The organism is Paenibacillus xylanilyticus (genome assembly GCF_047246825.1).
Classification (GTDB): Bacteria; Bacillota; Bacilli; order Paenibacillales; family Paenibacillaceae; genus Paenibacillus; species Paenibacillus xylanilyticus_B.
In genome coordinates, this window is the sequence record NZ_JBFOLB010000001.1 from 840,264 (window position 1) to 854,565 (window position 14,302).

14 protein-coding genes are annotated in these 14,302 nt (G+C 45.4%); 4 read left to right on the forward strand and 10 right to left on the reverse strand.

What is annotated here, in order from left to right; all coding sequences use genetic code 11:
* Positions 1-90: 90 nt before the first annotated feature.
* Together AB3N00_RS03475 and AB3N00_RS03480 are read right to left on the reverse strand one after the other, a co-directional pair.
* Positions 91-900 (reverse strand): MBL fold metallo-hydrolase, encoded by an 810-nt coding sequence (locus AB3N00_RS03475; protein WP_413033313.1) that lies wholly within the window; start codon positions 898-900, stop codon positions 91-93.
* A gap of 175 nt (positions 901-1,075) precedes the next feature.
* Positions 1,076-1,348, reverse strand: a complete 273-nt coding sequence (locus AB3N00_RS03480) for a hypothetical protein (protein ID WP_413033314.1) — start codon at positions 1,346-1,348, stop codon at positions 1,076-1,078.
* 214 nt (positions 1,349-1,562) lie between these two features.
* On the opposite strand from AB3N00_RS03480, the gene AB3N00_RS03485 reads away from it, so the two are divergent.
* From AB3N00_RS03485 to AB3N00_RS03500, 4 genes are all read left to right on the forward strand, one after another.
* The gene (locus tag AB3N00_RS03485; protein ID WP_413033315.1) at positions 1,563-2,795 is read left to right on the forward strand and encodes an aminopeptidase; all 1,233 of its coding nucleotides are present in this window, start codon (positions 1,563-1,565) and stop codon (positions 2,793-2,795) included.
* Between the two features lie 83 nt (positions 2,796-2,878).
* Positions 2,879-4,111: an aminopeptidase gene (locus AB3N00_RS03490; protein WP_413033316.1), complete on the forward strand. Its 1,233-nt coding sequence runs from the start codon at positions 2,879-2,881 to the stop codon at positions 4,109-4,111.
* Positions 4,112-4,313: 202 nt separating this feature from the next.
* Positions 4,314-4,904: an RNA polymerase sigma factor gene (locus AB3N00_RS03495; protein WP_413033317.1), complete on the forward strand. Its 591-nt coding sequence runs from the start codon at positions 4,314-4,316 to the stop codon at positions 4,902-4,904.
* Positions 4,882-5,838, forward strand: coding sequence for a hypothetical protein (locus tag AB3N00_RS03500; RefSeq protein ID WP_413033318.1), 957 nt, complete (start codon positions 4,882-4,884; stop codon positions 5,836-5,838). Before AB3N00_RS03495 ends, AB3N00_RS03500 begins: the two co-directional genes overlap by 23 nt.
* A 4-nt stretch (positions 5,839-5,842) precedes the next feature.
* Here AB3N00_RS03500 and AB3N00_RS03505 read toward each other — a convergent pair whose 3' ends face one another.
* The 8 genes from AB3N00_RS03505 to AB3N00_RS03540 form a co-directional block, all read right to left on the reverse strand.
* Positions 5,843-6,334 (reverse strand): hypothetical protein, encoded by a 492-nt coding sequence (locus tag AB3N00_RS03505; protein ID WP_413033319.1) that lies wholly within the window; start codon positions 6,332-6,334, stop codon positions 5,843-5,845.
* A 224-nt stretch (positions 6,335-6,558) separates the two neighbouring features.
* Complete coding sequence (locus tag AB3N00_RS03510) at positions 6,559-8,037, reverse strand: Lsa family ABC-F type ribosomal protection protein (protein ID WP_413033320.1); 1,479 nt, start codon at positions 8,035-8,037, stop codon at positions 6,559-6,561.
* A 108-nt stretch (positions 8,038-8,145) separates the two neighbouring features.
* On the reverse strand, positions 8,146-8,274 hold the full coding sequence (locus AB3N00_RS03515) for a hypothetical protein (protein ID WP_413033321.1): 129 nt from the start codon (positions 8,272-8,274) through the stop codon (positions 8,146-8,148).
* Between the two features lie 230 nt (positions 8,275-8,504).
* Positions 8,505-9,704, reverse strand: coding sequence for an MFS transporter (locus AB3N00_RS03520; RefSeq protein ID WP_413033322.1), 1,200 nt, complete (start codon positions 9,702-9,704; stop codon positions 8,505-8,507).
* A gap of 230 nt (positions 9,705-9,934) precedes the next feature.
* The gene (locus AB3N00_RS03525) at positions 9,935-11,251 is read right to left on the reverse strand and encodes a hemolysin family protein (RefSeq protein WP_413033323.1); all 1,317 of its coding nucleotides are present in this window, start codon (positions 11,249-11,251) and stop codon (positions 9,935-9,937) included.
* 347 nt (positions 11,252-11,598) lie between these two features.
* A complete protein-coding gene (locus AB3N00_RS03530) occupies positions 11,599-13,176 on the reverse strand; it encodes a sigma-70 family RNA polymerase sigma factor (protein ID WP_413033324.1) in 1,578 nt (525 codons plus the stop codon).
* Positions 13,177-13,360: 184 nt separating this feature from the next.
* A complete protein-coding gene (gene gerQ, locus AB3N00_RS03535) occupies positions 13,361-13,855 on the reverse strand; it encodes a spore coat protein GerQ (RefSeq protein ID WP_413033325.1) in 495 nt (164 codons plus the stop codon).
* A gap of 18 nt (positions 13,856-13,873) precedes the next feature.
* Positions 13,874-14,296 carry a cell wall hydrolase gene (locus tag AB3N00_RS03540; RefSeq protein WP_413033326.1) on the reverse strand — a complete coding sequence of 141 codons (423 nt, stop codon included), beginning with the start codon at positions 14,294-14,296 and terminating at the stop codon, positions 13,874-13,876.
* Positions 14,297-14,302 lie beyond the last annotated feature (6 nt).

Consider the following 14,302-nt stretch of genomic DNA (forward strand, 5'->3'; position numbering starts at 1 on the left):
CAATCTGTGATATAGAACATTTTCATCATCAGACGACAAAAAAGACAGCTGCGCTGCTCCGCGGCTGTCCTAATGGCAATCCTTATCCGATTAATCAACATATTTGCCGTGATCCGGCACAGCATTCTGCTCAAATTCCAGATCAAGCTGCTCGAGCGAATCGCGCAAGAAATCTCCAGTAAGTGAATGGCCATGTCCGGTAACCGCCACTCTGGGTTCCAATCGGCGGATCGTATGAACCGATCGGTGGGCTTCATCCCAATCTGTTGTAAAGTATGCAGGTGGACCATGCATCTGTTGGTCCTGCAGCAGCACACTCCATAGTGACTCCTGCTTCACCGAGATAATGGCGTCTCCTGCAATCAGGATGCGGTCTTCCTCGCGGAAAAGCGACACATGTCCAGGCGTGTGGCCTGGTGTATGCACCCATTGCCAACCGGGCATTCCGGGTATCGTGTGATCTTCCGGCAGACTGAATATTCGATCATCCAGGTTGATTGCTTCATTGGGATATGCGAATGACAATCTAGCCATCAACCCACCACCTACGGAAGGGTCCGCTGGAGGATAATCTTTTAACCCTGTTAAATAAGGCAATTCTAGCGGATGAGCGAAGACGGGCACTCCCCAGAACTGCTCAAGCTCAATTACTGTACCCACATGGTCAAAATGGCCGTGTGTCAATATAATGGCGGACGGCGGTCCCTGAAACCGTTCTGCTGCGATGCGCACAATATGATCCGTGAATCTCGCCATTCCGGTATCCACGAGCACCCAATTCCTGCTTCCCGGTTCACCGATGAACACAACATTAACAAATAATGTACGCAGACTGAGGATATCGTGCGCGACTTCTTCAAGTCCTGTCATTCCTGCTGTGATCAGATTGTCAGATGTCATCCACGGTTACCTCCCATTCAGGCGATTGTCCCTCTGTTTGCCATCCATAGACTGCCCCTTTTTGGCATATCTATTCCCTTTTCTCATAAAAATAGACGATGCATACCCTGTTTGGGCACACACCGTCTAGTATAGTCCGTTGATTCACATAATAGAACATCTTCCTCTGTTCTGATTATGCCGGATAGGCATCCAGAGCCGCGTCAAGCAGCTTGTCGTACAGATCATCATCGTTTTCCAGCAGCTCGTCCATACGCAGGAGTTCTTCTTCATCGCCGGATTGCTCCGTGAAATGAAGACTGTAATCCCAGTCCTTCCCATTCTTGCTCATAAACGTTACCTCGTAAATGGACTTTTCCCCTTCTGCACGAAAAACGGTTGTTCCAATATAGGATTTTTCGTCTTCCCGACGCATCTCGGCACGAATAATTTCGATATTCACCAACATACACTCCTTTAATCTCTCATCTCTAACAGGTCTACATCATATATGGTAAACCTAGTTTGGTAATTATTATTGGTTAATTGTACAATATATATCGTAGCAACGTATACCTTATTCAATGAAGGAACCTCAATGTACCCTTACATACATGAATTGAGGGGCTTAATGTTCCAGCGAGCGAGCTACAATACGTTATATAACAGGAGGAGAATATAGCATGAATAATTTTGAGCTTAATCTGCAGCAATACGCAGAACTGGCCGTCAAAGTGGGAGTAAACGTTCATCCTGGACAAACACTCGTTGTCAATGCACCAATCACTGCAGCACATTTTGTGCGACTGATCGTGAAGGCAGCCTATGAAACAGGTGCCAAGCTGGTCAAAGTAAACTGGAGCGATGAAACCGTAACACGTCTCCACTATGATCTTGCACCGGATGAAGCCTTCTCTATTGAACCGAAATGGTTTGCAGGTGAAATGACTGAACTCGTTGAAGAAGGTGCAGCCATTCTGCATGTCATTGCAGAAAATCCCGATCTCTTGAATGGTGTAGCTCAGGATCGCATTGTGACTAGTCAAAAAGTGCGCGGAAAAGCACTGGAGAAATATCGTGCATATCAGATGGCTGATAAATTCAGCTGGTCCATCGTTGCCGTTCCTTCCCCGGAATGGGCTGCAAAAGTATTCCCTGATCTGCCTGCAGAGCAGCAAATCGATAAGCTGTGGGATGTGATTTTCAAAACGGTTCGCATTGGAGAACAGGATGCTGTTTCCGAATGGAAAACACATTTACAAAACCTTGATTCCCGTGCCGATCTGCTCAACAAGAAAAAATACAAAAAATTGCATTATACTGCCCCTGGCACAGATTTAACCATCGAGCTTCCTGAAGGACATATCTGGGTATCCGGTGGCAGCATCAATGAGCAAGGTCATGTCTTCGTTGCCAATATGCCTACGGAGGAAGTGTTTACTGCCCCACTGAAAACGGGAGTTAATGGTACCGTGCGGAGCACCAAACCACTGAGCTATGGCGGCAATCTTATCGACGGATTCTCTCTTACATTCGAGAATGGCCGAATTGTTGACTTTACGGCTGAACAGGGACAAGATGCACTCAAAAACCTGATTGAAATGGATGAAGGTGCACACTATCTGGGTGAGGTAGCCCTCGTTCCCCATCAATCACCGATTTCCGATACAAATATTTTGTTCTATAACACCCTGTTTGATGAAAATGCATCCAACCACCTGGCGATTGGTAACGCATATGCGTTCTGTCTGGAAGGCGGTAAAGCCATGTCGAAGCAGGAATTAATCGATGGTGGTTTGAACTCAAGCCTTACGCATGTAGATTTCATGGTTGGATCAGCAGAAATGAACATTCACGGTGTCACGTCCGAAGGGAAAGAAGAACCCATCTTCCTGCAAGGTAACTGGGCATTTTAAAATAAAGGTTCATGGAGAGAGGAGATCATTCCTCTCTTTTCCTGCGTTAGCGGGTAAATTCACAGGACATGGAGGTCACTACAATGTTAAGTTTTGAACAAAAACTGGATCGTTACGCAGAGCTGGCTGTCAAAGTGGGGGCCAACGTTCAACCCGGGCAAATCCTGGTGATCAGCGCCATGATTGATACAGCTGAATTTGTGCGTCTGCTTGTTCGTAAAGCCTACGAAGTCGGTGCCAAACAAGTCATCGTAAAATATGGAGATGAGACCGTAAATCGGCTGCGGTTCGAAATGGCTCCGCAAGAGTCATTTCAGGAGCCGCCGAAGTGGCATGCGGCTGAGCTTGAAGAGCTGGCAGCGAACAACGCTGCCTTTTTGACCGTCCTCTCTTCGAGTCCGGACCTGCTCAAAGGAATTGATCCAGAACGAATCTCTACCCATCAGCGTACATACGGGCAGGCGATGGCCAAATATCGGCAGTATCAGCAGGCCGACAAAATGAGCTGGACCGGAGTAGCCTGTCCTTCACCGGATTGGGCAGCAAAGGTATTCCCGGACCTGCCTGCCTCGGAGCAGATGAAGCAGCTGTGGGAGGCCATTTTCGCCGCTGTCAGAGCCGATCTGGATGACCCTGTTCAAGCCTGGGAACAGCATATTGACCGGTTGGAACATAAAGCCGTTGCCCTGAACACCAAAAAGTATAAAGCATTGCATTTTGTCTCACCTGGAACCGATCTGACGGTTGAACTCCCTGAAGGGCATATATGGGCGCAAGCAGGCAGTATTAATGAACAGGGAACTCGCTTCGTTGCCAATATTCCGACGGAGGAAGTGTTCACGGCTCCAAGCAAACATGGCGTCAATGGTAAGGTTTCCAGCACCAAACCACTTAGTTATGGCGGCAGCATCATTGATCGCTTCTCGCTCACATTCGAGAATGGCCGTATCGTCGATTTTCAAGCAGAAGAGGGTCAGGATACACTGGAACGACTGATTAATATGGATGAGGGCTCTCATTATCTTGGCGAGGTGGCATTGGTGCCCTTCCATTCACCGATCTCCGAGAGCGGCATTCTCTATTACACCACGTTATATGATGAGAATGCTTCATGCCATCTGGCCATCGGCAGTTCCTATGCTTTTAATATGGAAGGCGGCAAAGCCATGTCACCCGATGAACTTGCTGCCCGTGGCATGAACTCCAGCATTACGCATGTAGACTTCATGATGGGTTCCCCGGAAACCAATATTTATGGCATTACGGCAAGCGGAGAACGGGAAGCGGTCTTCCTGAATGGGGATTGGGCATTCTAAGCATTTTCCATTCAATAATAATCCCATATTGTTTATGATTAGGCTGCCTCGCTGGCATGATTCGGTGAGGCAGTCTCTTTTGGTTTGTTAGTCCATACTTCTCCTGTTGTCGGAGCAACCTCCCATTGTGCCATTTCCATATAATGTTGTAAAATGTAATGATACCAATGTTTGTGGATTGTTCACCAGAAAGGAGAACATCATGGCCAATCGGCTCCAGTTACTCTTGGCCTCAGATTTCCATAATTTGAGCCCCACACTTCAGGAAGAAGTGTATTACGAATACTATAATATGGTTCATGGTCTCATCGTTTATATCATCAAGGAACGTACTGCAGCAGAAGATATTATCCAGGAAGCATTTATCAAAATTATTAAAAACAAACCCATTTTCGAGAACGAAGTCAAACTGAAAGCCTGGCTCAAGGTCGTCACCCGAAACACTGCTATTAATTATCTGAGAAAAAATAAAAATAACCGTAACCAACTGGATACGGATAGTGTTTTTATAGATATGGAGACGATCAATCAGACAGCAGCATCCGTAGAGAGCACCGTGGAGACGCAAATGATGCAGGAATCCATTGAGTTCTATCTGGAGCAACTGAAACCCGAATATCGAGTGCTGGTAGAGCTGCGCTGGAAAGAAGGATTGTCCTATCGGGAAATGGCTGATCTGCTGGACACTTCGGAAGAAATCGTGAAACAACGTTTGTTCAGGGCCCGGGGCAGTATCAAGAAGCAATTACATAAGGAATGGGGTGGGACCATTGAGCAAAGGCAAGTCAGATAGGCATGTTGAACATTTTAATTCAGAGCTGGAGGACGAATATTTCGATGCCACATTTGATCTGGCGTTTGATGAAGCCTTCCATCAGGCTGTCTCTGCTCTCCCTGCCTCCAATACGGAACCTATGCGTCAGTCCTGGCTGCAAGTTCAAAGGGAAATTACCCGAATTGGCGTGAGAAGAAAAAGAATGCGCACTTTGCGCTTATCTCTTGTGGTAGCTGCATCGTTAACGATCGGTGGTGTCATCTTCAGTTTGCCATCCGGAACACAAGCGGTTTCACCTTTTGTCCAGTCGATCAAGGATTGGGGCAACGGTGTAAAATCAATCGTGATTGAGGATCGCACCACTCAGCTCGGAGCGGATCCTTCAACCGCCAAAACAGCGCCTCCACCTGAACGTGGAATTAATGAGGCTCCCCAAATTTTTACTGGCGATGAGGTTGAGGAATTTGTGCAACAATTTGAGGACAAATCCATCGTCCTTGAAGAGGTAGTCGTAACGGAAGAAATAGCTCGCTCGGGATTCAAGGGTGACTTTTTGTTGTCAAGAGCTATACCCGAGCGTTTTAAAAAGGTTAAATATGAGCTGATTCTGAATCCTGATATCCCGGTTAATTCTGACGATTATTATAAAACCGATCGGATGAGGGTCCGCTATATGGGTGAAGGCAAGAATGGTGAAGAAGAGATTATCCAATTTGACTATGTCAATGTCATGCCTGGACAGGTCATTGAAGGTCCAATGCTCCGTGAAACCAATGTTGTCAAATTAGCTGACGGTAGCGATGCTTTTGTATATATCGGCCCACCCTATAACACATTTCAATGGATGATGGGTTCGGTAAACATGAGTTTATTTGGAACCGTTTCGCAAGAAGAAATGATCGCAATAGCCAATGATCTGCAGGAACAGAAGTTTCCTGGCAGTACCCAATAATCAATCAAAATAATACGTTACTTGAAATATCTGTTGTAGTCTCGGGTTTGGTTCCGTCATCAGCTGTATGTTTACTGACAACTCGATAGTAATAACCTGTGATGACTGTCCAACTGGACTGAGCATAAAGGGATTGCGTTTGTGTTTTCTTTTTGGAACTGGTCCGATAGGTCACCCATTCCGAGCCCGTCCAACGTTCCAGTCGATACTCGACTTGAAGGGATTTCATTTCCTTGAAGGTTGATGTTGTTGTAGTTACGTTAGCTGTCAGGCCACCTCCGGGTGCAACATTACCATCGGCCTGATAGATATATTTTAGAGTTGCCAGGGAGTGAACACTCGGTTCCAGTGGAGGTGGTGGTGCAGTAAGTGCACCGGACGCCAGGTTTGGACTAGCCACGACAGTACTGCCGGTTGGGATGGATAGGATTGCAGGGATCGATAATGCAGCAACAAGTGTAACTTTTAGGATGGACGACAAACTCATTTTCCACATATTCATTCCTCCTCAAATGCCAAATTTGATTTTGTGTTAGGTATAAACGGATGGAGTGGCTTGCAGGTTTCAAAAAAAAAAAAAGACGCTCCGACTTTTAATGTCGGCAGCGTCTTTCTTTCTTGCGTTGAATCTGTGGGCTGGTTAAAAACCCAAATTGAAACGTAAACAATTCAGCTTTCGTATAGGCATATTAAGGAGTTAAGGAGTTTCCATTTCCCCGTTCATAACTCAATGATGTTCGTTGCAATATTGGCACAAAATTCACTGTCATGTTCCACAAAAAGAAGCGTTGGCGTGTGCTCTAGCAGCAGGTCTTCAATTTGCATGCGAGAGATGACATCAACAAAATTGAGCGGTTCATCCCACACGTGCAAGTGTGCCTCCTCGCTGAGGCTTTTGGCAATCAGTACTTTCTTTTTCTGGCCGGCACTATAGGTTGCGATATCCTTCTCCAATTGCAGCCTTGAGAAATCCAGCTTCCGTAATATAGATTTAAAGAGGCTCTCGTCAATACCCGCATTAAACGCGTACTCTGATAAGCTTCCAGCGAGACCAGAAGTATCCTGTGACACATACGATATTTTAACCTGAGGATCTTTGCGGAGATAACCTGTATACGAAATATCCTCGCCGCAAATCAATTTAAGGATACTTGATTTTCCAGATCCATTTTTACCATAAAGTGCAACACGGTCCCCTTTTTCAACCTTAAAATTTATGTCCTTACACACTGTATTGGAACCATATGCAATCGACACATTATCCAGTTGAATAATTTCATTTTTGTGAAAGTCCAATTGATGAATCTGCAGCCTTTCTGCACTTTCAATATTTTTGAGGAGTTTGGACTTTTCTTGAATGGCAGACTGCTGCCGCTGCTCCATGTTTTTGGAACGTTTCATCATTTTTGCAGCCTTGTGTCCAATATAGCCTTTATCCACCTTAGAGCCGGAGTTCCTTGTACCATTTTTGGATTTTTCGACTTCATGGGACCAGCCCCCGGTCCGTTTGGCTGAGTCAGATAAACGTTTAATGTCTTTTTTCAGCTTTTCGTTGCTTGCCATTTCATATTCATCTTGTCTCTTTTTATTTTCCCACCAAGCGGAGAAATTACCTTTTTGAATCTCGATGTTTGTTTTATTGATCGAAAGAATGTGATCTACACTGTTATCCAGAAAGGAGCGATCGTGGGATACCAGGATAAAACCGCTTTTCCTCCTCAGATAATCACTGACGAGCTTTCTGGCATGCATGTCGAGATGATTGGTAGGCTCATCGATAAGCAAAAATTGATTTTCCTTCATGAACAAGGCAGCCAGCATGACCTTCGTTTGTTCTCCATTGGATAAGGAATGAAATGGTCGATACAAAACATCCTCGGATACCTTCAAAAGGTTGAGCTCGCGCACGAGTTCCCAATGCTGATAGTCTGGATGAACATCGCTAATCACATCGAGAGTCATCGAGTCTTTATGTTCAACATGGAAAGGAAAATACTCAAAATGAACATTTGAAGAAATCGTACCACTGTATTCATATTTACCGAGCAGCAGGTTAAGGAACGTTGTTTTCCCTCTCCCGTTTCTCCCGGTAAAGCCCAATTTCCAATCAGAGTCCAATTGAAAACTCACATTTTCAAATATGTTATCGTAACTGCCGTCATAGGCAAAAGTCAGGTTTGAGACGTTTATTATTGACATAAGGGATCATCCTTTTCATTTATGTTAAGTTGCTAAATGAATGAGGTTATGACCAAGACATGGTTCCCTTATTTTATCCGATCTTTTATAAATCCAAGCAATTCAAACTTAACGCCAGGTATATCTATTCATAGACGGATAAAGCTCCGAATTCCGATTCGTGATTTGGTGAACCATGCCAATGTTCATATCCAGTGACAGGTTCACATAAACATTTACAACCTCTAATTCAGTCATAACTCTATCCCCCTTTAAAATCATATGGCTTCAGATACCAAAAACTTAACATGGATATGAATCAGGGGTCAAGGATGGATGGATTTTTATGGGGAAATCACAACATCCATTAATCAAACAAATCATCGATCGAGCGGATTGGCTTCACTTCAAAGGACTGCTTCGACGAGGCTAAACACGCATATGCTCCAGCCCAAATAACTATGGCTAAAATAATGTACACCATCTTCTCACCTCCCCACTATTTCAGGTTTGATGAGTAAACGATTTACCACCTCTGCACTGAGCAGCATAAGGACAAGTAGGATAAGTACTATCATTGGAAAAGAGTCCGTACTGGTTTTCGTTGCAAGGAGTCCAAAGAGTGGTGGAATCAGTGTGGTACCGCTATAGGCGACAGCCATCTGGTACCCCATTAACTTTGCTGAATTTTCTTTACCAAACCGAGTAGGCGTTTCATGCAATAGTCCTGGATAGATCGGAGCAAGACCGAGTCCAATGAGTATAAAGCCAGCTACGGAGAACGATGAGGGTAATGGAAGCAACAATAGGAATCCACCGCCAATCGTCACCCATTGGCCGTAACGGATCAAGAGGCGATTATGGACTTTTAAAGTGATAAAGCCCGTGATAAACCTGCCGAAAGTTATCCCTCCATAATAATGAGAGATCCATCCAGCAGCCATGTCTGCTGAAAATTCTTTTGTACCCACCAAGTAGCTGGCTCCCCATAGTCCAACTGTTGTTTCTACCCCGCAATATAACAGAAAAGCGATCAGCGACGGCGTAACTCCCCTTATTTTCAGTACGTTCACCGGAATAACCATCTCTTGCTGTGTCTTTATGTCTTTTTTCACTGGTTGTGCTGTTTCACGGCTCGCTGCGACACGTTTCCATAAAGGAAGCGTTATAAAAAGCACAATAACAAGTATGAGCTGGATGACAGCGACTGCTGTATACCCGCTTCTCCAAGAGTTCTGACCTGCTATATAGCCAGCCATGATAATGGGGCCCATGGTAGCGCCAACTCCCCAGAAGCAGTGCAACCAGTTCATGTGATGTGCTTTGTAATTTTCGGCGACATAATGATTTAATGCAGCATCTGCTGCTCCAGCCCCAAGCCCCAGTGGAATGGCCAAAAACATAAACCACAACATGGATGGAGCAAAGGAAAATCCAATCAATGAAACTGCAGTTATCAAGCAGCTGAACAAGGCGATTTTACCCGTACCTATTTTCTGAATCATCCTTCCGCTGGCCAGACTGGAAACAATGGTGCCTCCAGCAATAATCATAGAAATGATACCAGCTGAACCTACGGAAGAACCGATTTCTGGCCAAATGACCGGCCAAGCTGACCCAAGCAGTGAATCCGGAAGCCCTAAACTAATAAATGCGAGATAGATCACAATTAGAAACCAGGTTGCCATCAGTGTAACTCCTTTCTGGATGTAATCATTCTTCACGTTATAATAAACACACTTTATAAAGTGTATAAATTAAATATGCAGCAAATCGTTAACTTTTGTCAAGACTCGTCGTGTGACCTTGTGAATAAAACAAACTTAAGCAAATAAAAAAACAGCCTAGGGATGAATAACATCTCTAGACTGCTTTTTATCTGTTTTCATTTAAAATCATTTGGATCCAGATGAAGGGTTTAAGCCCCTTCTTCCTCAACCAACATCTCCAGTTTGATCACATTTACCCGTGAAATCCGCTTATGCTCCGTCTCCTGAATGACGAAAACATATCCTCCATATTCCACGGATTGACCAACCTCGGGTGGGATAGCGTCCACTCTGGAGTAGAGCCATCCACCAATCGTATCGTAGTCGCTCCGATCCATGTCCAGTTCGAACCGTTCACTGACTTCTTCAATCAGCATCATGCCGTCAATGGAGTATTCCATCTCATCCACTTTCTCAATGGCAGGACGCTCCTGATCGAATTCATCCTGGATCTCGCCCACGATCTCTTCCATAATATCCTCCAGTGTCACCATTCCGGAAGTTCCTCCGTACTCATCAATCAAAATCGCAATCTGTGTCTTGCTGCGCTGCATACGCTTGAGCAGATCACTGATGGGTGTCGAATCCGGTACAGCGAGGATCGGACGAATCACGGAGATCGTGTCTGTGAGCTGAGACCGCATCAGATCTTTGATGTGAATAAAGCCAATAATGTGGTCCTTGTCACCGTTATAGACCGGATAGCGGGTCCGCATGCTTTCACTGGCAATTTCCAGATTTTCAAGCATGGACTGATTGGCGTTCAGACAGATCATTTCCGTCCGCGGAATCATAATTTCACGGGCGGTTGTTGCCGTAAAATCAAATATATTATCAACAAGCGCCAATTCAGTATTGTCAATTAAACCGCTCTTATTGCTTTCTTTCATGAGAATGCGTATTTCATCTTCGCTATGCGCCGAGTCATGCTCCGAAGCAGGTGCCATTCGAAACAATCTCAGCAGGCTGTTCGCCATTCCATTTAGAGCCCAGATAAAGGGATACATTAATTTGTAAAAGAACATAAGCAACGCCGCAGACCATAACGTCACCGTCTCGGATTTGCGGATTGCCATCGTCTTGGGAGCAAGTTCCCCGAGTACAATATGCAAAATCGTAATAATAACAAAAGCAATTACAATCGAAATTCCGTGTACGTATACCGGGCCGAGTCCAAACGCGGTAAACATGGGCTCAAGCAAGTGAGCAATAGCAGGCTCTCCAAGCCAACCCAGTCCAAGCGAAGCCAGCGTGATGCCCAATTGGCACGCAGACAGGTAAGCATCCAGGTTACGTACAATATTGGAAGCATAGATCGCTCTTTTGTTGCCTGCTTCCACCAAAGCTTCAATTCGGCTGCCGCGCACTTTCACCATCGCGAATTCTGCCGAAACAAAAAAACCATTCATTAATACAAGCAAAGCAATTAAAAATAAATTTAATATACTCGGTAAGGGGTCACTCAAATTGTCATCCTATTCGCCGTCATTCTTCGGCAAATAGGTCCACCTCCTTCGAAAATGTAGGATATTAGCCATTCTGCCGCTCATATGCAGTTTCAACTTCCCAATGCTTCCACCTCCATCTTTGTTCTGTCGAATAAAAGGATATGCTTCTTTTATTATATAACTCTAAACTACACAGTCAATCCGTGTCCTATGACAACGAAATGGTGATAATCAGCAATTTACTTAACAAAAGTAACGAATACGCCATTTTGTTTACGTTTTGCTAACTAAATAAAAGAGTATTTCCGCTCGCATTCAGACTCGGGGGAATACTCTTTTATTGCATGTTTCTGCTGCGGAAGAAACTACCGTTCCATTTTCACTGGAAAACCGATAGACGTGTCCCATCGCCAAAGTGGGGTTTTCCCTGGTTCGTTCCGCAGTCCTCCAATCCAGGATTCATCTCTTCTTAATTCTGCCCAATCCACTTCTCCAGCTAATACCTGGTTGCCGAGTTCTGTTAGAGATACCACGCTGTGACGGAATTTCTCATCATGCTGTGTAAAATCAGGAAAAGTATCTACTCCACTGATGTGTAGTAAGGCATGTGGTTCCTTGGCCATTCTTCTCAGATGTGCCCAATATTCCAAATCTCCCATGCCCAAAACATGCAGCCAATCACCCACGTGTTTAAATAATGGATACGGATGCTCTACACCCTGCTTCACAGCTTCCAACGTCGTTTGTTCAATTACACCCAGACCATTAGATAGCGATGGCATACGGGACAGATGAGCCTCAAAAGCAGCATGGGCAAACGGGTAAATCGAGGTATCCTGTTTTAAGTAGTCCATATGAGCCTGAATATCAGGAGAGGTGTACGCTTCCCAAAGCTTGCTGCCTGCCTGAATTTCCTCCGCTCCCATTACATGCCAAGTGCCTGACAAACGTCCAATCTGTCCAGGTGTAAGCTGACCGAGCCCCCGAAAGTGCTCTATCTCCGGATAAGCATCAATACACAACAGATTCAGTTTGGTATCCCCCAGTGACTGACCTTTAAAATAGTGCAGCAGGTAAGATAACATCGCCTGATCATAGAGATCATATTCAAACCATAGTACAATTTCCTTATATTCATGGAATGCATGAAGCTTGCGTTCCAACTCCACAATTTGCAGGTATTCCGTCTGCGGTATCCCCAATTGATGTTCGAGATAGGCTGCACGCTTGCTTCTCTCCATCTCCTTCCCCATATCTCTGGCTACAGGTCCAAACGTGTACAGTTCGCGCCAGACCAGTACCTCTCCTTCAATTCCACTTTGTCGCAAACGATCAGCCGCATGGTCTCCATTCGTAATATGTAACATGCCTTTTCCCCCTTCATGCAGTTCTTTGAATACGGAAATAACGTCCGCTACAGGTATTGTCCGCTTAAGCTTTGCCCGGGCATCATACAGCCTTTTCTTCAGTGCCGGGACAGACACGCTGAGGAAATCGGATATTTCTTGAAGGGAATAGCCCTGAAAATAAAACATGTGCACCACTTGCCTCATGGATGACGGCAAATTGGTAATGGAATCGCGCAGAATACGATGCACTTCCTTTTGTAGTACCAGCTGTTCCGGATTATGTGCCTCATCGCTTGCTACAGCCGTGTCCTGTATCTCCTGTACTGGGTAAGTGGCGTGCTGTTTACGCCTTAACCAGCGGTAGCACTGTCTTTCAACGATCACTTTGAACCATCCCGGGAAAGCTTCAGGTTTCTCCAGCTTCGACAAATTGGCAAAAGCTTCTGTGAACGCCTCCTGTACCACATCTTCAGCCCAGAAGGCATCCTCCAGTTTGTGATAAGCCACAGCGAGCGCCATCCCGCGGAACTGTTTCATTAATTGCTCATAGGCCTCAGCTTCACCCCGGATGGCTCCCTCGATCCACGTTTTCATGATGTAAACTCCTTTCTGTTAGCGCTGTGCTTGGCCCGTATATGTATAAGTGCCACGATTGCAGGTAATGGTTACTTTAATCTTTAGTATATCTAAAAAAACTGTCCCGCCTGTGGATGAAATTCCACAAGCGGGACAGCCTGATCGTTTTTATGTGTATGCAAGACCCCGTTTTAGTACCGGATTAGCGTCTGCTTGGAGCTTGAGGATAGTTTCCGACTACACCTGGATATTGGTACAACAAAGGCTCATCAAACGTAGCATAATCAAAGTTAACCATTAACAGCATAATCCGTCTTCCCGTCTTCGGATCACTGATGATGATGTGATCACGTCCTGCTGCTTCGATAATTCCTTGGAAAATGCGTGCATTCCACTCTTTGTTGCCTTCATATGTCATGTAGAACGTACCGAATTTGCCGAGGTTCAGACGCAAAATGTTTTCAATATAAGATTGTTCAAACTGCGGAGCAGTTGTTGTAACAACCCCACCCGCTGGCGTCATTGGACTGCCACTGGATACGAGTGGAGGTACACTTGTGGAGCTTGGTGAAACCATGCCTGGTGTCGGCGACATCGTAGGCATTCCGTTCCCGATTTTGTAAGATGTTCCTTGAACTTGCGAGTTGGCTTGTTGACCCAGTGCCTGTGTTGTTGGTTGATATGGTTGGTTAATCATTGTAATTCCTCCCCAATTTTAATAAACTTCCGGACAGTCATCACCTGTCGGAGCGAAGAAACAATGCGCCTTGAAACGGCCAGTATTTTGCTGGTCATACCACGTTGCTGGACAGTCGCCCACAGGTCGGAAGAACCAAAGGGAATTGCTGGCAGGCCAGATCCGTTCTCCATTAATCACTCGTTGTGCCAGACGAATCTCGGATTGCCTTGCCCGCTGATAGAAATAGCCTTTTTGAGTCGCCTCGAAGCCTCCGGGATTCTGGAATACCATACGGTTAATATCACGAATGTCCCCAAAATCCAGACAATCCACCAGCACCCGGTTCACACCCACATTCCCTACAAGCAGCATACCCTGTTCGCCGTCACCCTCAGCCTCTGCCCTCATCAGTCGAGCCAGCAGCTTGACGTCTTCTGAGTTGGCCTTAATAACAGCCATATTCTG